Source organism: Marinospirillum sp., assembly GCF_044810985.1.
Taxonomy (GTDB): Bacteria; Pseudomonadota; Gammaproteobacteria; order Pseudomonadales; family Halomonadaceae; genus Marinospirillum.
In genome coordinates this window covers 1,643,978-1,661,932 of sequence record NZ_CP085242.1, presented here as the reverse complement: position 1 = coordinate 1,661,932, position 17,955 = coordinate 1,643,978, and the positions used below count along the sequence as shown (strand labels likewise).

The window sequence follows — 17,955 nt, the reverse complement described above, 5'->3', positions numbered from 1 at the left end:
GGGGAGAAAAAGCTTGCTGAATTATCCTGAAATTGATCCTGTTGCCTTTAGTCTTGGGCCTGTTCAGGTTCACTGGTACGGCCTGACCTATCTGGTCGGCATAGGTATGGCCTGGTGGCTGGCGCGTCAAAGGGCCGATCGTCTGGGGCTGAGCAAGGATCAGGTGAGTGACCTGATTTTTTATGCTGCTGTGGGTGTGATTTTGGGTGGGCGACTGGGTTATGCCTTCTTCTACCACTTTGACCGGGTTCTGGCCGACCCGCTCTGGCTGTTACGGGTCTGGGAAGGTGGTATGGCCTTTCACGGCGGTTTCCTGGGGGTGGCCGTTGCGTTGTTGATTTTTGCCCGCAAACATCGTCTTTCCTGGCTGCAGCTGGGTGACTTTGTTGCTCCCTTGACACCCATAGGCCTGGGCCTCGGACGGCTGGGCAACTTTATCAATGGTGAACTCTGGGGACGCGTCAGTGAAGTGCCCTGGGCGATGGTGTTTCCCGGTGGCGGGCCGGATCCCCGCCATCCTTCGCAGCTTTATCAGTTTGCTCTGGAAGGTGTACTGCTGTTTCTCGTGCTCTGGCTGTTTTCTCGTCAGTCCCGCCCGGCGGGCAGTGTTGCGGGTCTGTTCCTGATCGGTTACGGCATCCTGCGCTTTCTTGTTGAGTTCACCCGCGAACCCGATGCTCATCTGGGGCTGCTGCTGGGAGGGCTGAGCATGGGTCAGATTCTGTCCTTACCCATGGTGGCCGGGGGTGTTGCTCTGATGGTCTGGGCTTATCGCGGACAGAACAAAAAACAGGCATAATAGCAATATTTATTGGAGTTGGAGACAAGATGCAGGCTTATCTGGATTTAATGCGTCATGTACGCGAAAAAGGTGTCTACAAGTCTGATCGTACCGGCACCGGCACCTACAGTGTGTTTGGCTACCAGATGCGTTTTGATTTGCAGCAGGGTTTCCCTCTGGTGACCACCAAAAAACTGCATCTGCGCTCCATCATCCATGAATTGCTGTGGTTTCTGAATGGCGATACCAACATTGCCTATCTGAAAGAAAACGGTGTTTCCATCTGGGATGAGTGGGCTGACGAGCAAGGTGACCTGGGCCCGGTCTATGGTTATCAGTGGCGCTCCTGGCCTGCCCCGGATGGTGGCTCGGTGGATCAGATCAGCAACCTGCTGGAACAAATTAAAACCAATCCCGACTCCCGGCGTCTGATCGTTTCTGCCTGGAATCCGGCACTCGTGGATGAAATGGCACTGCCGCCCTGCCACTGCCTTTTTCAGTTCTATGTGGCGGATGGCAAGTTGTCCTGTCAGCTGTATCAGCGCTCTGCCGACATCTTTCTGGGGGTGCCCTTCAATATTGCCAGCTATGCACTTCTGACTCACATGATTGCTCAGGTCTGTGATCTGGAAGTCGGAGATTTTGTGCACACCCTGGGTGATGCCCATCTCTACAGCAATCACCTGGATCAGGCCGATTTGCAGCTTAGCCGCAACCCCCTGCCTTTGCCACAATTGCAACTCAATCCCCAGGTCAAAGACCTTTTTGCTTTCACCTTTGAGGATATTGTCATTGCAGGCTATGATCATCATTCAGCAATCAAGGCACCGGTGGCGGTATGACACTTGCAACTGAAAACCTGCAACTGGAAACGCCGGTTGCCATTATTGTCGCGGCAGCCAAGAATTGGGTGATAGGCCACAAGAATGCCATGCCCTGGTATCTGCCCGAAGAACTGAAACACTTCAAACGCACCACTTTGGGTAAGCCGCTGGTGATGGGACGGGCCACTTTCGAGTCGATTGGTCGACCCTTGCCGGGACGAGCCAATATAGTGGTTTCCCGTAACCCGGACTTCAGTCACCCCGGCATTCGTGTGGTGGGCAGTCTGGAGGAGGCTTTGCGTCTGGCGGATAATCAGGCAGTGATTGATGGTTCGCCGGAAATCATGGTTATGGGCGGAGGGCAGATTTACCAGCAAGCCTTTCCTCTGGCAACGCGTCTTTACCTGACGCAGGTGCAGGCTGAACCGGAAGGCGACACCTGGTTTCCAGAAGTCACTGAAAGCGAATGGCAGGAAGTCAGTCGGGATGTCTATCCGGCCCAGGAAGGCAATCGCTACGCCTATCACATCAAGTACCTGGAACGTGTGGAAGAATGATTATGGCACTAGAGCAGAAAGTGGATGATCTCTTTGATCAATTAACCAGCTGCGCCGACCTGGGGTTGGGGGCTTTGGGCAAGGCCCGTGAAGAAGTTCATCAGCTCAGGATTCGCAACCAACAGCTTGAAGCTCAGGTTGAGGAGCTGGAAAGCAAACTGGCCAGATTAAAGGAAAGAGTCAATACCCAGCTTCAAGGCCCGGAAGCCCATCATTTATTGAATCGCCCGGATGCTCTGATGCTGCTGATACGGGAAACCCTGGGGCTGGATACACCGGTCAGTCAGCCGACGCCGGCTGAAGGCTACCCTGAACTGGAAGCTCTTAACCCCCAGCAGCGTCTGGAACACTGGGTGAAAAGTTATCCTCGCGCCTTTATGCCGGGTCAGCCACAGCCACTGAAAATTGGTATTCATGAAGACCTGCAGGCTGCCGAAGGTGGCGAACAGAAAAAAATCCGCAGGGCTCTGGCAGGCTATGTAAAACTCCCCCGTTACCTGCGCTGTCTGAAAGCCGGTGCCGTGCGTCTGGACTTGCAGGGTGGCAATGCCGGTTTTGTGACCGAAGAGGAAGCCCGGTTTGCCCAGGAACAACTGGAACAGTGGGAAGAACAGAAAAAGGAAAAGGAAAACCGGCGCAGACAGCAGGAAGCTGAACAGAAAAAACGCGCCGAAGAAGAGCGTATGCAATCCAAGCTGAGCCAGTTGTTAGAGATGAAAAAACACTAAATATCGCTTATCTCTAGGTGTTGATTTCCACACTTTGATTCGCCAACCCCAGCATCAGATCAGAGCGGGTCACCACCCCCAGCAGTTCCTGCTGTTCATTAAGTATAGGAACGGCTCTGACCTTGTTTTTCAGCATCAAACGGGCGATGTCGCGAACATCGGTACTTTCAGCAGCCGTTACCAGTGGCGCCTTGATCAGCTGGCGCACCTCAACCTGGGTGAGATCCAGATCCTCCTCCTTGCTTAAGGGGCCGACACCGGCCGCTTCGGCCAGTAAATCACGATCATTGACTATCCCTTCCAGGTTTCCGTCATCATCCAACAAAACCAGGTGGTGAATGGATTCCTTTGAGGCCAGTTGCCAGGCTTCATTCAAGGTGGCACTGCCCTCCAGAGTGATGACCGGTGAGCGCATGATATGGCTGGCTGGCAAATAGGGTGTATGAGGACGGCTTTGTTCGACCTCTTCATAAGCATTGATGGCACGCCGTCCAGAACCCGCTGCCGGTTCTTCCTGGGTTTCTGTTTCCCCGTGAGTGAGCTGCCGACCCAGCCAGGTCTGGTCAGATACATTCTGGTCATGCTCACTATCCCCTTCATGATCAACCAGACGACGGGCAGCTGTAGTTGCCTGTGTCTGACGGATGGCAGGCCTTTGCAGTATCTGGTTTTTCGGGGTATGGATTTTTAGCCCCTGCTCCTGAATTGGGAATACCATGCTTGGCTCCTGGGTTGATAAAAACGGATGCTAGTTAGTATAGAACGGCAAGCCCAGGAATAACTTGATTTTTTTCATCGGCTTGGCAAAAGCATGGAGCCATGCTGCATTGCGAGATAAATTTTGCCTTAACTATTTGAAAAACTGATAAAAAAATACACCCGCACGTTCCTGGCTAGTTGCTACTTAATGGGCTACTTTTAATATGGGCATTAGGCCCAAATGTGTGTTTTACAGCCTAACAGGCAGAGGGAAATATGAGTGAAGAAATGCTATTAGCTCTGGCAGCGGAGCTACAAGTTAGACAGGAATGGGAAGAGGCCTTTTGTGCCGATGTTGAGCAAACGCCACTCAAGATGGCGGCTTGATGCTATTTCCTTTCCTCTAAAATTTCTTCAAGCTTCCAGCAAGAGAAGCATAAAAAAACCGGAGCTGAAAAGCTCCGGTTTTTCTTTGTGCGTAAGAAAAGTCTGAGATCAACCCAAATACATGATCATCACACCCGCTGCTACGGCAGAGCCAATGACACCGGCCACATTGGGTCCCATGGCATGCATCAGCAGGAAGTTCTGGGGGTTGGCTTCCAGGCCGACCTTGTTGGAGACCCTGGCCGCCATGGGTACTGCAGAAACACCGGCAGAGCCAATCAGGGGATTGATCGGCATCTTGCTGAAACGGTTCATCAGCTTGGCCATCAAAATACCGGTGGCAGTGCCTATACCGAAAGCGACAATACCCAAGGATAGAATGCCCAGGGTTTCCACGGTCAGGAAGAGGTCAGCCACCAGTTTGGAGCCAACTGCCAGACCCAGGAAGATGGTGACAATATTGATCAAGGCATTCTGGGCCGTGTCCGACAGGCGCTCCACCACGCCGGATTCACGCATCAGGTTACCCAGGGTGAACATGCCCAGCAGAGGTGCGGCTGAAGGCAGGAACAGGGCCACCAGCGCCATGACCGCAATAGGGAAAATGATTCTTTCCCGTTTGCTGACCGGACGCAGCTGACTCATCTGAATGCCTCTTTCTTCCTTAGTGGTCAAGGCACGCATGATGGGTGGCTGAATCAGCGGAACCAGGGCCATGTAGGAGTAGGCGGCAACTGCAATGGCACCCAGCAGCTCAGGAGCCAGAATACTCGATACATAAATCGCCGTAGGGCCGTCTGCACCACCGATGATACCGATGGCAGCAGCCTGGTTGATGTTGAAGTCAACAATGCCCAACTGGGAGAGGCCTACGGCTCCAAGAACCGTGGCAAAGATGCCGAACTGAGCAGCAGCCCCCAAGAAAAGGGTACGTGGATTGGCCAGCAGGGGACCGAAATCGGTCATGGCGCCCACACCCATGAAGATGATCAATGGGGCTATACCGGAGGCAATGGTCACCTTGTAAAAGCTGTAGAGCATGCCCTCGGTGTAACCCTGAGTTGCAGCGATGGCTTTCAGGTTTTCATAAACAACAGGGTCATCCAGGCCTTTGATGGCGGCCTTGATGGCCTCCCTGCTTTGTTCCTCGGTTGCCGCTGCCTGCAGGCTGATTCCCAACTCCTGAGCAAAAAGCTTGGCCGTTTCCGGGTTGAGTACGCTGATGGCCTGATCCAGTGCCGAAAGCGCCAGACCGGCTTCAGGGATGTTGGCCAGAATGCCGCCAAAACCAATCGGCAGCAAAAGTAAGGGTTCAAACTTTTTCGCTATGGCCAGGAACAAAAGCCCCAGGCAGATAACGATCATGATGAACTGGGGCAGGCTGAGGTTGTAAAGCCCCGACCCCTCCCAGAGCAATAAAACTTTATCCATGGGTAAAGCTCCGCGTCAGAGAACCGTTAATTAAAGAGTGACCAGGGTGTCACCAACCTGTACGGCATCCCCTTCACGTACATCAATGCTGCCTACCGTGCCGGCACTGCTGGCGCGAATTTCCGTTTCCATCTTCATGGCCTCCATGATGATGACCACTTCATTGGCTTCAACGGCATCACCGGGTTTGACCAGAATCTTGAAAATGTTGCCGGCCAGAGGAGCCGTAATGGCTTCACCGGTTCCTGAGGCCGCCGGTGCAGGAATGGTTGCCGGGGCATTGCCATCGGCAGGAGCTGGGCTGACACTGGAAACATCGCCACCTTCAGCAACTTCAACCACATAGGCCGTACCATTCACCTTGACGGTGTAAACACCGGAGTCGCTGGTGGCTGGTGCTGCGGCTTTGGCCGGAGCAGTGGCTGCCTGGGCATCTTCCAGAGTTGGGGCAGGTTCAAAGGCAGAAGCATCGCCACGGTTGCGCAGAAATTTGAGGCCGATTTCCGGGAAGAGGGCGTAGGTCAGGACATCGTCCAGCTCGTTTTCGCCGGAGGACAACTTGATGCCTTCTTCTTTGGCCTTGGCTTGCAAATCAGCTTTCAGCTTGTCCATTTCATCATCAATCAAGTCAGCCGGACGACAGGTGATCGGCTCTTTGCCTTCCAGAACACGATCCTGCAGTTCCTTGTTGAGCTCGGAAGGCGCAGCACCGTATTCACCTTTCAGAACCTTCTGCACTTCCTTGCTGATCGACTTGTAGCGCTCGCCCATCAGAACGTTCATAACCGCCTGGGTGCCCACGATTTGTGAGGTGGGTGTCACCAGGGGAATGTAGCCCAGATCCTTGCGAACCTTGGGAATCTCGGCCAGAACATCGTCCAGCTTGTCACCGGCACCCTGTTCTTTCAGTTGGCCTTCCATATTGGTCAGCATGCCACCGGGAACCTGGGCAACCAGAATGCGTGAGTCCACACCCTTGAGGGAGCCTTCAAACTTGGCGTATTTTTTTCGAACTTCACGGAAGTAGGCAGCAATATCTTCCAGCAGCTCAATGTCCAGGCCGGTATCGTATTCAGTGCCCTGGAAAATGGAAACCACCGATTCAGTGGGGCTGTGGCCGTAAGTCTGGGACATGGAGGAGATTGCGGTATCGACATTATCAATACCGGCTTCCACGGCCTTGACGATGGCCGAAGTGGACAGGCCGGTGGTGGCATGGCACTGCATGTGGATGGGAATGTCCAGGGTTTCTTTCAGTTTGGAAACCAGTTCATAAGCCACATAGGGGTTCAGCAGACCGGCCATGTCCTTTATAGCCAGGGAATCAGCGCCCATGTCTTCAATTTTCTTGGCCAGATCCAGCCACATCTGCATGGTGTGCACAGGGGAAATGGTGTAGGAGATGGTGCCCTGAGCATGCTTGCCCTGCTTTTTGACGGCTTGCAGAGCGGTTTCCAGGTTGCGTGGGTCATTCATGGCATCAAAGACACGGAAGACATCCACGCCATTGGTGGCCGCACGCTCAACAAATTTTTCCACGACATCATCCGCGTAATGGCGGTAACCCAGCAGGTTCTGACCGCGCAACAGCATTTGTTGTGGGGTCTTGGGCATGGCTTTTTTCAATTCACGAATGCGGTCCCAGGGATCTTCACCCAGGTAACGGATGCAAGCATCAAAGGTAGCACCACCCCAGCTTTCCAGAGACCAGAAGCCGACCTGATCCAGCTTTTCCGCGATAGGCAGCATGTCATCCAGGCGCATGCGGGTCGCAAAGAGGGATTGATGAGCGTCACGCAGTACAACGTCGGTTATGCCGAGTTTTTTCTTGGGTGCAGTCATGGTTATTTACCTGTTTAGTAATAAAAGCTGTGGTTACCACCGGGTCAGTGGAGGTTGTTATTGTTTGCGTTGGCGGTGCAGCTGAATGGCTGCGGAAATGGCCGCAACAATCTGGGAGCTTTGTCCAGCGGAAGGCTCACTGGCCTTTCTGCCTTTGATGCCGCCTTGTGTAGGAATCTCCGGTGAAGGAAAAAAGCGGTTGATGGTTTTTGACATCACCGTGGTGGCAATGACCAGAACGGTGAGAAAGACAAAAACAAAGCCCATGCCCAGGAGCATGAGGTTCAAACCTTCCGCCATCAAATCAGCATCTTGCATTGCAGTTCCTCATTCTTGTGTAAAGGATCGGCCTCTTTGCGCCCGCGCAACAGCCAGTCTTGCAGCCTGCTTAAAAGTTATCTGCCTAACCTTGCACCAGTTTCATTTTTGTAGCAACTACAAGAATCACTACCTAAGGGGCAAAATGTCTCAGTTGCTTGGAAGGGTCACTAAAAAAACATTAATTGGCGCTTTGTTCCGGGAAGCTCTCAGGTAAAATGCCTGTTTTGCAGCAAAAGCTGCTGTTTTTAATTCCTGCCCAGCAAAGAGTTAATCCGTGATACCTAGCAATCAACCCAGAGTGGCCCTGGCTCCCATGGAAGGTGTTCTGGAGGAGACAGCACGGCATTTGATTACCCAGCAGGGTGGTTGGGATTTCTGTGTCACTGAATTCGTGCGGGTCTCCCATGAGCGTTTGCCGCCCAAGGTCTTTCATCGCATTTGCCCTGAGCTGAAGCAGGCCTGTTTAACCCCTTTCGGTGTGCCGGTGCATTTGCAACTACTGGGCAGTGATCCTGAATCCATGGCGGTCAATGCGCAGGTTGCCGTCCAGGCCGGTGCCCAGGTGGTGGATCTGAATTTTGGCTGCCCGGCCAAAATCGTTAACCGTCATGGTGGGGGAGCCAGGCTTCTGACCGAACCGGATCGGGTGCAGGCCATCACCGCTGCGGTTGTTGAAGCTGTGCGACCTTTGGGTATTCCGGTCACAGCCAAGATGCGTCTGGGGTATGAAGATGCCAGTCTGGCGCTGGACAATGCCCTGGCTTTGCAGGCCGCCGGAATCAGTCAGCTGGTGGTGCACGCCCGGACCAAAACCCAGGGCTATAAACCACCCGCTCACTGGGAAAGAATTGCCGAACTGGCAGAAGCCCTCACCATCCCGGTGTTTGCCAATGGGGAAATCTGGACACTGGAAGACTACCGACGTTGCGTTGCGGTTTCCGGGGTTCAGGATGTCATGCTGGGTCGCACCGCCCTGGCTGATCCCTGGTTGGCGGTTCAGATCAAGGCAGATGCCCAGGGCCTGGAAAGCAGAACAAGCAGGCTGCCGGATCTGATCGGGTTGATGTTGCAGTGGATGGTGATGGGAGGCCAGCTTTACACGGAGCGGGTTCGAGTCATGCGCATTAAACAGTGGCTTTTGATGCTAGTGCCACGTTGGGGGGAAGAAGCGCGCCGGTCTTTTGAAGCCTGTAAGCGCCTGCAAACCGAAAGTGAAGTTATTCAGCTGTTGCAGGAGGTTCTTGATGCTGTGCCAAGGCCCAGAGAAGATGCTCTTTGACGACGGGGTCAGGATGTTCCAGCCGCGCTTTCAGAGCCTGAATAACCTTTGTTGAACTCGGCGCATTGCCCAAAGCGACAGCCAGATTGCGCAGCCAGTTGATGTAACCGGTACGGCGCAGGGGCGAACCTTCGGTGTTTTTCAGGAAGGTGGCTTCATCCCAGTTGAACAAATCAACCAGATCCGCAGAATCCAGTTGATGGCGTGGGTGAAAGTCCTGTTCCTGGGTGGTTTTGGCAAAACGATTCCAGGGGCACACTAGTTGGCAATCATCACAGCCAAAAATCCGGTTGCCGATCAAGGGACGCAGCTCTTCAGGAATACTGCCCTTGTGTTCGATGGTCAGATAGCTGATGCAGCGTTTGGCATCCAGAACCCCATCCGCAACAAAGGCATCTGTGGGGCAGGCGGTATGGCAGGCCGAGCACTGGCCGCAATGATCCTTGGTAAAAGGAGGGTCAGTGGGCAAAGGCAGGTTCAGGTAGATTTCACCCAGAAAAAACCAGCTTCCGGCTTTGGGAGTGATCAGCATGCAGTTTTTGCCGATCCAGCCCAGACCGCCCCGCTGCGCCAGGGCCCTTTCCAGAATCGGAGCCGAGTCAGTGAAAGCACGGCTTTGAAAATCCGGAAAAGCCTCTTTGAAATCAGGGTGATCATCCAGATACTGATTGATTCTTTTTGCCATCTGACCCAGGCGCTTGCGGATCAGCTTGTGATAATCACGACCCACGGCATAGCGGCTGACATAGGCTTTCTCAGAATTGGCCAGCACCTTGACGGCTTCAGTCTCCGGTGGCAGGTAATCCATGCGCAGAGTGATGACCGCCAGTGTGCCGGGTTCCAGCAAGGTTGGGTCGCAGCGTTTATCCAGGTGATTGTGCATCCATTGCATTCCGCCCTCATAGCCTGCAGCCAGCCACTTCTTTAAATAAGCCGGGTGTTCGCCCAGATCCACACCGGTTATACCGCAATCAGCAAACCCGAACTCCCGCGCCAGAACTTTGATTTCCTGGCTCAGAGCATTCAAAAAGGTTTCCTGTTGGGGGTCAAGAGGTATTGGGTTATTCGTCATTCCACCCATGATACGCTGGATGCAGGCAAAACGGCTACAATAACGCAGCCACCATTTTTATAAGGGAGTTCTTTTATGCTCATCAATCCCCGAACTCAGCTGTCCGGTCATTTCCAGCAAGGCTGGCCTTTGTATTCAGCTGAAGCGGCAGGATCTCTGGATCGACAGGTGATTGCTGCTGGAACGCCAGGATTTGAGCTGATGCAAAGGGCAGCACGCAGTGCCTGGCAGTTGATTCAGCAACGCTGGCCGCAGGCGGAGCGCATCAGTGTGCTGTGCGGGGGTGGCAATAATGGTGGCGATGGTTTGCTGGTGGCTTTATTGGCTGCCCAAGCTGGCAAACAGGTGCGTCTTTGGGTGGCAACGGACCCCCAAAAATACAGGAATGAAGCGGCTCAGGCCTGGCAGGCGGTGACGGAGGCCGGTTTGAAGGTGGAAGAAGGTGAGCCGGATGCCCAGGCTCTGGCCAGTGATGAGCTTCTCGTGGATGCTTTGTTGGGTATCGGTTTACAGGGTGAGGTTCGTGGTCGGGCTCTGGATTGGATACAAGCCATGAACGCCTCGCAGGTTCCAGTATTGGCACTGGATGTCCCTTCGGGTTTGCTGGTGGATAGTGGTCAAATTGCCGGTGAGGCTGTGAAGGCAAACATCACGGTGACTTTTATTGTGCTCAAACCGGGCCTGTTTACGGGCGAAGGCCCTGAGCAGGCAGGGGAAGTGCGTTTGGCTGATCTGGGCATCAAGCCGGAAGCGTTTGCCGAGCAGCCGCTGGCCTGGTTGCAAGGTTATCAGGATCAGCAGGCCAGCCTGGTACCGCGTAAAGCGGGTGCTCACAAAGGCTCGCACGGGCGTTTGCTGATTATCGGAGGTCAGGCCGGTATGGGTGGGTCAGTGATCCTTGCCGCCAAAGCAGCCCTGCGCTCGGGGGTGGGTATGGTGAAATTACTGACTGCCCCGGAAAACATCACGGCGGCCCTGGTCAGTCAACCGGAAATCATGGTTTCGGCCTGGGCTGAAAAAGAAACGCAATTGCAAAGTCAGCTTGGGGAGGCTTTTGCCTGGGCCGATGCCTTGCTGGTTGGCCCTGGCCTGGGGACTTCTGCTTATTCTGAATGCCTCTGGCGGGCCTGCTGGGATTTTAACGGCCCTGTGTTGGTGGATGCCGATGCCTTGAACCTCTGGGCAGAAGGCCATCATCCCCCTACCGCTGAAAAGCGTGAGTGGGTGGTTACTCCGCATCCTGGTGAAGCAGCACGCCTGCTGGGTTGGCCTGCTCATGAGATCCAGCGCAAACGTTTGCAGGCGGTCGATCTTCTGTCTCTGCAAACCGGCAGCGTGAGCGTTTTGAAAGGTGCCGGTTCCTGCTGTGCGCCACCCAACAATGAAGCCGGAGAGGCCGCTCAACCCCTGATTTGTCCCTTTGGCAACCCGGGCATGGGGGTTGCAGGAATGGGGGATTTGCTCAGTGGTTGCATTGCCGCTTTCCTGGCCCAGGGCTTGCCACCGGCAGTGGCTGCCCGACTGGGTGTGCGAATACACGCCCAGGCTGGTGATGCCGCTGCAGGTGATCAGCCCAGAGGTTTGCTGCCCAGCGATCTTCTGCCCTATTTGCGTCAGGGTGTGAACTGAAACAGCTTGCAGACTTATCTTTCTTTAGGTAAAAGCTTTATAATGTAAGATTTACTGGTGGCGATTATGCAAGCCCATTTTTATCTTGCTGATGAAGCACAACAAGTTGCCCTGGGTGGGCATCTGGCTCAAACTCTGCAGGAGGGTGTGATCTACCTGGAAGGGGATCTGGGAGCCGGGAAAACAACCTTTACCCGGGGGCTGATTCGCGCCCTGGGGCACCAGGGTGCTGTCAAAAGCCCCACCTATACTCTGGTGGAACCCTATGTGTTTGACCAACAAACCGTTTATCACTTTGACCTTTATCGGCTGGCCGATCCGGAAGAACTGGAAATGATCGGTATTCGGGATTACTTTGATGAAGGTTCCCTGTGTCTGATTGAATGGCCGCAGAAAGGCGAAGGTTTTTTGCCGCCCCCTGACTTGCGCCTGAATTTCAGCCTGGCGGATCAAGAGGGTCGCGACCTGCAGGTGGAAGCCCTGAGCGATCTGGGCCGCAAAGCCCTGCAGCAACTACTCCAGGCTGGAAACAGCCTCAATTAACAGGCAACACTGGTTTTCATGGCATGAGCAAACCGATTTCTTTCCGGCTTAGTTTCTTCTTGTTGCTGACATTATGGCTGGCCTGCTCACAGGTGCTGGCCTCTTCGCGTATTGATGGTTTGCGTGTCTGGCCGGCACCGGATCATACCCGCCTGGTTTTTGATCTCAGCGGCCCCACCCAGCATCGGGTGTTCATGCTGGAAAACCCGGATCGCCTGGTGATCGATATCAGTAATGTGCGTCTGTCGGCTGAGCTCAGTGAAGCCAGTCTGGACAAAACACCCGTCCGGCGAATTCGTCATGCCGTGCGTAATGGCAGTGATCTGCGTGTTGTTCTGGATCTGGATCGTGAAATTCAGCCACGCAGCTTTCTGCTCCGGCCCAATGAACAGTATGGAGACCGTCTGGTGGTTGATCTGGTGATGCCCGAGCAGTCGCGGGTTCAGCAGGCTCCCCGACGGGAAACCCTGCCCAAGGATCAACGCCAAATCATTATTGCCATCGACCCTGGGCATGGCGGTGAAGATCCGGGGGCCATCGGCCCTTCAGGCACCCTGGAAAAAGATGTGGTCTGGGGGATCTCCCGGCAACTGGCGGAAATCATCGACCAGGACCCGGCCTTTGAAGCGGTTCTGACGCGAACCGGTGATTATTACATTGGCTTGCGGCAAAGAGTGGAACTGGCCCGCAAAGCTCGCGCGGATTTGTTTTTATCCATTCACGCGGATGCCTATCGTTTGCCCCAGCCACGTGGGTCTTCGGTTTATGTACTTTCCCAGCGCGGCGCCAGTTCTGAATCGGCGCGTTGGCTGGCGGACAGCGAGAACCGTGCCGACCTGATTGGAGGCGTTGAGGGCGTGCTGACTCTGGGGGACAAGGATGAAACCCTGGCCGGTGTGCTGGTGGACTTGTCCATGACGGCGACTCTTTCCGAAAGCATGAAAGCTGGATCGCGGGTGCTGACCAATATGGGTCAGGTCAACCGTCTTCACCGCCGCAATGTTGAGCAGGCAGGTTTTGTGGTTCTGAAATCGCCCGATCTTCCTTCCATGTTGATTGAAGCCGGGTTTATTTCCAATCCCAAGGAAGAAAGGCGTTTGCGTGACAAGCGTTATCAGCGTCAAATGGGCACTCAGGTGGCCGAAGCTGTGAAAGAGTACTTCCGTGAAAACCCGCCGCATAACTCGATACTAGCTGGTAATCAGAGCGGGGTGCCCGGTCGTTATACCATTCGCAATGGGGATACCTTGTCTGAAATTGCCAGGCGCGAGGGTGTGGATATCAGCGAGCTGCGCGAAATGAACAACCTTAATGGCGACACCATCCGTGTTGGCCAGACCTTGCGGATACCTTCTTCATGACGGAAGCGGGGCAAAGAATACAAGTCTTGACACCGCGTCTGGCCAACCAGATTGCAGCCGGGGAAGTGGTTGAGCGGCCTGCATCCGTGCTGAAAGAGCTGCTGGAAAACGCCCTGGATGCCGGAGCCGGACAAATTGATGTGGAAGTCGAAGCCGGGGGCGTCAAGCTGCTGAGAGTCCGGGACAATGGCCGCGGAATCACCGAAGACGACCTGCCACTGGCGCTGGCCCGGCATGCGACCAGTAAAATTGCCACTCTGGATGATCTGGAAGGGGTGGCCAGCCTGGGGTTTCGCGGTGAGGCCCTGGCTTCCATCAGCTCGGTTTCGCGTCTGGAATTGATCACTAGCACCAATGCTTCGGGTAAAGGCTGGCGCGTGATAGCCGAGGGGCGGGACATGCAGCCCCAAGTGACACCCGCTCCCCACCCGCAAGGCACCAGCCTGGTGGTCAGGGATCTTTTCTTCAATACCCCGGCAAGGCGCAAGTTCCTGCGCACCGAGCGCACGGAATTTTCCCATCTGGAAGAAGTGTTCCGGCGTCTGGCCCTGTCGCGTCAGGATGTGGCCTTTACCCTCAAGCATCAGGGCAAGCAGTTGCATCAACTGCAGCCCGTGACTGATCCTGAAGACCAGCAGCAACTCACGCGGCGAATCGGTCAACTGCTGGGCAAGGATTTTCTCGAACAGTCATTGCAAGTGGAAGCCGTGGCCAGTGGCATTAGTCTGCGTGGCTGGGTGGGGTTGCCGGTTTATGCCCGAGCCCAGGCCGATCGTCAGTATTTTTTCGTCAATGGTCGCGTGGTGCGGGATCGCCTGGTGGCGCATGCCATCCGCCAGGCCTATCAGGATGTGCTCTATTCGGGGCGTCATCCGGTTTTTGTGCTTTGGCTGGATGTTGACCCAACGATTGTGGACGTCAATGTTCACCCGACCAAGCATGAAGTGCGCTTTCGTGATGGACGCTGGGTGCATGACTTCATTTTTTCCTCCCTGCACAAGCGTCTGGGCAGTGCGCTGCTGGGGGCTGAAAAACAGCAACCCGCGAATACTGAACCGCTGCGTGAACAACCCGCTCCCCTGCCGGAAACCTCTCCGGTCGAGCAAAGCTCTTTAAACTGGCAGCAACAATCGAGCCGACCCCCCAGACCGGATGCTTCACGCATTGCCGAAAGTCTGGCTTTTTATGAACAACTGGCGGCTGATCCTGACAGACCCCCGATGGAGGCAACTCCAGCTTTTTCAACAACCCAGGCAACCAGTGAGGTTCCACCTCTGGGTTATGCTCTGGCACAGTTGCAGGGAATTTATATTCTGGCCCAGAATGCTCAGGGTCTGGTGGTGGTGGATATGCATGCGGCCCATGAGCGCATCACCTACGAGCGTCTCAAACAGGACTGGGTGAAGCGGCCTCTGACCTCACAGCCTCTGCTGGTGCCGGAAACCCTCAGTCTGGATGAAGATCTGGTGGAATTGGCCGGTCAGCAGGAAGCTCTGCTGTCAGATTTGGGCATTCAACTGGAAGCTCTGGGGCCACAGGAAGTGGTTTTGCGTTCTGTGCCGGTGCTCTTGCAGGGCGCCCGCACCACTGATCTGGTGCTGACTCTGCTGCAGGAGCTGCAACGCTTCGGCAGTAGCCGCAGCCTGGAAGCGTCCATCCATGAAGTCCTGGCCAGTATTGCCTGCCACGGCTCGGTGCGGGCGGGCAGGCAATTGAACCTGCCGGAAATGAATGCCCTGCTGCGTGACATGGAATCCACCGAGCGCAGTGATCAGTGCAATCATGGTCGTCCCACCTGGTTTCAGCTGTCCATGCAGGATCTGGACAAGATGTTTTTAAGGGGTCGTTAGTCGTGTCGGATGTTATGGATCAGCGGCCTCCCGCCATTTTTCTGCTGGGTCCCACTGCTTCGGGAAAAACCGACCTGGCCGTAAGCCTGGTGGAAGAGTTGCCGTGTGAAATCATCAGTGTTGATTCGGCTCTGGTGTATCGCGGCATGGATATCGGCACGGCCAAGCCGGATGCCGCCACCCTGGCTAAAGCGCCACACCGCCTGATTGATATTCGTGACCCTGTGGATACCTACTCAGCCGGTGATTTTCGTCGCGATGCTCTGCAAGCCATGCAGGAAATCACTGAGGCAGGCAGGATTCCTCTGTTGGTGGGCGGCACCTCCCTGTATTTTCAGCGCCTTCTGGCCGGGGATTCCAACCTGCCAGCGGCAGACCCTTTGCTGCGCCGGAAGCTCGAACAAGAGTTGCAGGATCAGGGTTGTCCGGTTTTGCATCAGCGTCTGGCTGCGATTGATCCTGAATCCGCCAAGCGTATTGCGCCAACCGATCCTCAGCGAACCCTGCGGGCTCTGGAACTGTGGGAGCTGACCGGAAAAACACGCACCCAGTTGTGGCAGGAACAGGCTGCCGAAAAACAGCCTTTTCCCTGGCGAGCCCTGCAACTGGGGCTGGCACCGAAAGACCGCAAGCTGCTGCATGAGCGTATTGAGCAGAGATTTGTTAAGATGCTTGAAGAAGGTTTTATTGAAGAGGTCGCGCAACTCAAGCAGCGTGAAGACCTGCACGCGGGCCTGCCTTCCATGCGCTCAGTCGGCTATCGGCAGGTGTGGCAGTATCTGGAAGGTGAACTTAACTGTACAGAAATGTTCGAAAAAGGGGTGGCGGCAACGCGCCAGTTGGCCAAACGCCAGCTGACCTGGATGCGATCCTGGCCGGAACTGCATTGGTTGGCCGCTGAGGCTGAAGATTTGCCCTCACGGGTGCTCAATCTGGCGACAGGTTTTTGCATCAAGTAATATAAATGTCAGGCAGAAGTCGTCTAAGCTGGTTATAATCAGGGCTGTTTACCAAAAAAATCAACACCACCATAAAATTCTAATGTCAAAGGGAGACTCAGTCATGTCCAAAGGGCAAACATTGCAAGATCCTTATCTGAATCTGCTGCGTAAAGAGCGGATTCCTGTATCAATTTTTCTGGTCAATGGCATCAAACTCCAGGGCCAGATTGAATCTTTTGACCAGTTTGTCATTCTGCTGCGCAATACCGTCAGCCAGATGGTTTACAAACATGCCATTTCCACTGTCGTGCCTACCCGTAGCGTACGTTTGCCAGCTCAAGACGAAGAAGATGAATCCTGAGCTTTGCCTGATCCATAAAGCTGGGAGTTACTGATTGTTTTTTGAACGTGAAAAGGGCGGCGACCGTGCCGTCCTTGTCCACTTGGACATGCAGGAAGAAGCCGACCGTGAGGACTCGCAGGAATTTCAGGAGTTGGTGCGTTCGGCGGGTGGTGAAGCGGTTGCCCTGATCCAGGGCAGTCGCTCACAACCTTCACCCCGTTTCTTTATTGGCCAGGGCAAGCTTGAAGAAGTACAGCGCGCCGTTAAAGAGCATCAAGCCGACCTGGTTCTTTTCAACCACAGTCTCAAACCTTCCCAGGAGCGCAATCTGGAGCAGGAGTTGCAGTGTCGCGTTTTGGATCGCACCGGACTGATTCTGGATATCTTTGCTCAGCGGGCACGCACCTACGAAGGCAAGTTGCAGGTTGAATTGGCGCAACTGGAATTCATGAGCACCCGTCTGGTGCGCGGCTGGACTCACCTGGAAAGACAAAAAGGCGGGATTGGTCTACGCGGGCCGGGTGAAACCCAGTTGGAAACCGACCGCCGCCTGCTGCGTACCCGAATCAGTGCCATCAACCGGCGCCTGAAAAAGGTTCGTGTGCAAAGGGCCAACAGCCGCCGGGCCAGGGTGCAGGCTGAGATACCGGCTGTCTCCCTGGTGGGTTACACCAATGCGGGCAAGTCGACTCTGTTCAACCGCATCACCCAGTCCGGGGTTTATGCAGCGGATCAGTTGTTTGCCACTCTTGATCCGACCCTGCGCAGAATAGAAGTGGGTGATGTTGGCCCGGTTATTCTGGCAGACACCGTGGGTTTTATTCGCCACCTGCCGCACAAGTTGGTGGAAGCTTTTCAGGCCACCCTGCAGGAAGCCTCGGAAGCGACTCTGCTGCTGCACGTGGTTGATGCCGCCAGCCAGGAAAGAGAAGACAACCAGTTTCAGGTTCAGGAAGTGCTGGAAGAAATTCATGCCAGCGATGTACCCGCCCTGTTGGTTTTCAACAAGATCGACCTGCTGGAGCAGTCGCCCAGAATCGATCGCAACGATGACGGTTTGCCGGAAAGGGTCTGGGTTTCCGCCCAAACCGGCGAAGGCATCGAGCTTTTATTGCAGGCCATTAACGAACTGTTGGTGCCCACGCTGGTCGAAGGTGAGCTTTGCCTGACCCCCCAGGAAAACAGACTGCGTGCCAAGCTGTTTGATCAGGGCGGAGTGCTGGGTGAAACCTTTGATGAGGCAGGCAATTGCAAGTTGCAGATAAAATTACCGCAAAAAGATTTTCACCAGTTGCTGGCTGCTTTGGATATGCAGGCAAGCGAGTTGAACTGGTCGACAAAACCATGACCTGATCGCATTTTTCAGG

General features: G+C 54.7%; 17 protein-coding genes. 12 read left to right on the top strand and 5 right to left on the bottom strand.

Translation table 11 applies throughout. The features are described from left to right. The first annotated feature begins 13 nt into the window (after nt 1–13). From lgt to LG323_RS07905, 4 genes are read left to right on the top strand one after another with little or no spacing between them, the layout of a single operon-like run. Entirely contained in the window at nt 14–799 is a 786-nt protein-coding gene (gene lgt / locus LG323_RS07920) for a prolipoprotein diacylglyceryl transferase (RefSeq protein WP_404414620.1), read from the top strand. Between the two features lie 29 nt (nt 800–828). Then, nucleotides 829–1,623, top strand: a complete 795-nt coding sequence (locus LG323_RS07915) for a thymidylate synthase (RefSeq protein ID WP_404414617.1) — start codon at nt 829–831, stop codon at nt 1,621–1,623. Further along, on the top strand, nt 1,620–2,162 hold the full coding sequence (locus tag LG323_RS07910; protein WP_404414614.1) for a dihydrofolate reductase: 543 nt from the start codon (nt 1,620–1,622) through the stop codon (nt 2,160–2,162). The genes LG323_RS07915 and LG323_RS07910 overlap by 4 nt, the downstream gene beginning before the upstream one ends. A 2-nt stretch (nt 2,163–2,164) precedes the next feature. Next, nucleotides 2,165–2,890, top strand: a complete 726-nt coding sequence (locus LG323_RS07905) for a ProQ/FINO family protein (RefSeq protein ID WP_404414611.1) — start codon at nt 2,165–2,167, stop codon at nt 2,888–2,890. A gap of 13 nt (nt 2,891–2,903) precedes the next feature. Here the strand turns inward: LG323_RS07905 and LG323_RS07900 are convergent, their stop codons facing one another. The 4 genes from LG323_RS07900 to LG323_RS07885 form a co-directional block, all read right to left on the bottom strand. Next, complete coding sequence (locus tag LG323_RS07900) at nt 2,904–3,608, bottom strand: HPP family protein (RefSeq protein ID WP_404414608.1); 705 nt, start codon at nt 3,606–3,608, stop codon at nt 2,904–2,906. A 476-nt stretch (nt 3,609–4,084) separates the two neighbouring features. Next, the gene (locus LG323_RS07895; protein WP_404414605.1) at nt 4,085–5,407 is read right to left on the bottom strand and encodes a sodium ion-translocating decarboxylase subunit beta; all 1,323 of its coding nucleotides are present in this window, start codon (nt 5,405–5,407) and stop codon (nt 4,085–4,087) included. A 30-nt stretch (nt 5,408–5,437) separates the two neighbouring features. Then, the gene (gene oadA / locus LG323_RS07890) at nt 5,438–7,249 is read right to left on the bottom strand and encodes a sodium-extruding oxaloacetate decarboxylase subunit alpha (protein WP_404414603.1); all 1,812 of its coding nucleotides are present in this window, start codon (nt 7,247–7,249) and stop codon (nt 5,438–5,440) included. Nucleotides 7,250–7,306: 57 nt separating this feature from the next. Further along, entirely contained in the window at nt 7,307–7,567 is a 261-nt protein-coding gene (locus LG323_RS07885) for an OadG family transporter subunit (RefSeq protein WP_310695452.1), read from the bottom strand. Nucleotides 7,568–7,844: 277 nt separating this feature from the next. Here LG323_RS07885 and LG323_RS07880 point away from each other — a divergent pair, with 277 nt between their 5' ends. Next, nucleotides 7,845–8,849: a tRNA dihydrouridine synthase gene (locus LG323_RS07880; RefSeq protein WP_404414600.1), complete on the top strand. Its 1,005-nt coding sequence runs from the start codon at nt 7,845–7,847 to the stop codon at nt 8,847–8,849. Here LG323_RS07880 and queG read toward each other — a convergent pair. After that, on the bottom strand, nt 8,788–9,921 hold the full coding sequence (queG, locus tag LG323_RS07875) for a tRNA epoxyqueuosine(34) reductase QueG (protein WP_404414598.1): 1,134 nt from the start codon (nt 9,919–9,921) through the stop codon (nt 8,788–8,790). The two genes, LG323_RS07880 and queG, sit on opposite strands and share 62 nt — an antisense overlap. A gap of 75 nt (nt 9,922–9,996) precedes the next feature. Between queG and LG323_RS07870 the strand changes: the two genes are divergently transcribed. The 7 genes from LG323_RS07870 to hflX all read left to right on the top strand — a co-directional run bounded on the left by LG323_RS07870 (nt 9,997) and on the right by hflX (nt 17,936). Beyond that, a complete protein-coding gene (locus tag LG323_RS07870) occupies nt 9,997–11,550 on the top strand; it encodes an NAD(P)H-hydrate dehydratase (protein WP_404414595.1) in 1,554 nt (517 codons plus the stop codon). Between the two features lie 66 nt (nt 11,551–11,616). Beyond that, nucleotides 11,617–12,093: a tRNA (adenosine(37)-N6)-threonylcarbamoyltransferase complex ATPase subunit type 1 TsaE gene (gene tsaE / locus LG323_RS07865; RefSeq protein ID WP_404414592.1), complete on the top strand. Its 477-nt coding sequence runs from the start codon at nt 11,617–11,619 to the stop codon at nt 12,091–12,093. Nucleotides 12,094–12,116: 23 nt separating this feature from the next. Beyond that, nucleotides 12,117–13,454: an N-acetylmuramoyl-L-alanine amidase gene (locus tag LG323_RS07860; RefSeq protein WP_404414589.1), complete on the top strand. Its 1,338-nt coding sequence runs from the start codon at nt 12,117–12,119 to the stop codon at nt 13,452–13,454. Next, nucleotides 13,451–15,304, top strand: a complete 1,854-nt coding sequence (mutL, locus tag LG323_RS07855) for a DNA mismatch repair endonuclease MutL (RefSeq protein ID WP_404414586.1) — start codon at nt 13,451–13,453, stop codon at nt 15,302–15,304. The genes LG323_RS07860 and mutL overlap by 4 nt, the downstream gene beginning before the upstream one ends. Before the next feature lie 14 nt (nt 15,305–15,318). After that, nucleotides 15,319–16,263, top strand: a complete 945-nt coding sequence (gene miaA / locus LG323_RS07850) for a tRNA (adenosine(37)-N6)-dimethylallyltransferase MiaA (protein ID WP_404420125.1) — start codon at nt 15,319–15,321, stop codon at nt 16,261–16,263. Nucleotides 16,264–16,366: 103 nt separating this feature from the next. After that, complete coding sequence (gene hfq / locus LG323_RS07845) at nt 16,367–16,606, top strand: RNA chaperone Hfq (protein ID WP_114417268.1); 240 nt, start codon at nt 16,367–16,369, stop codon at nt 16,604–16,606. 34 nt (nt 16,607–16,640) lie between these two features. Next, a complete protein-coding gene (gene hflX / locus LG323_RS07840; RefSeq protein ID WP_404414583.1) occupies nt 16,641–17,936 on the top strand; it encodes a ribosome rescue GTPase HflX in 1,296 nt (431 codons plus the stop codon). Nucleotides 17,937–17,955: the final 19 nt, after the last annotated feature.

Excerpts from the sequence above, each read along its gene's own strand:
- hfq (WP_114417268.1), top strand. The coding sequence starts at position 16,367 with ATGTCCAAAGGGCAAACATTGCAAGATCCTTATCTGAATCTGCTGCGT.
- miaA (WP_404420125.1), top strand. The coding sequence starts at position 15,319 with ATGGATCAGCGGCCTCCCGCCATTTTTCTGCTGGGTCCCACTGCTTCG.
- LG323_RS07900 (WP_404414608.1), bottom strand. The coding sequence starts at position 3,608 with ATGGTATTCCCAATTCAGGAGCAGGGGCTAAAAATCCATACCCCGAAA.
- tsaE (WP_404414592.1), top strand. The coding sequence starts at position 11,617 with ATGCAAGCCCATTTTTATCTTGCTGATGAAGCACAACAAGTTGCCCTG.
- LG323_RS07910 (WP_404414614.1), top strand. The coding sequence starts at position 1,620 with ATGACACTTGCAACTGAAAACCTGCAACTGGAAACGCCGGTTGCCATT.
- oadA (WP_404414603.1), bottom strand. The coding sequence starts at position 7,249 with ATGACTGCACCCAAGAAAAAACTCGGCATAACCGACGTTGTACTGCGT.
- LG323_RS07885 (WP_310695452.1), bottom strand. The coding sequence starts at position 7,567 with ATGCAAGATGCTGATTTGATGGCGGAAGGTTTGAACCTCATGCTCCTG.
- LG323_RS07905 (WP_404414611.1), top strand. The coding sequence starts at position 2,165 with ATGGCACTAGAGCAGAAAGTGGATGATCTCTTTGATCAATTAACCAGC.
- mutL (WP_404414586.1), top strand. The coding sequence starts at position 13,451 with ATGACGGAAGCGGGGCAAAGAATACAAGTCTTGACACCGCGTCTGGCC.
- LG323_RS07915 (WP_404414617.1), top strand. The coding sequence starts at position 829 with ATGCAGGCTTATCTGGATTTAATGCGTCATGTACGCGAAAAAGGTGTC.
- LG323_RS07870 (WP_404414595.1), top strand. The coding sequence starts at position 9,997 with ATGCTCATCAATCCCCGAACTCAGCTGTCCGGTCATTTCCAGCAAGGC.
- LG323_RS07895 (WP_404414605.1), bottom strand. The coding sequence starts at position 5,407 with ATGGATAAAGTTTTATTGCTCTGGGAGGGGTCGGGGCTTTACAACCTC.
- queG (WP_404414598.1), bottom strand. The coding sequence starts at position 9,921 with ATGACGAATAACCCAATACCTCTTGACCCCCAACAGGAAACCTTTTTG.
- LG323_RS07860 (WP_404414589.1), top strand. The coding sequence starts at position 12,117 with ATGAGCAAACCGATTTCTTTCCGGCTTAGTTTCTTCTTGTTGCTGACA.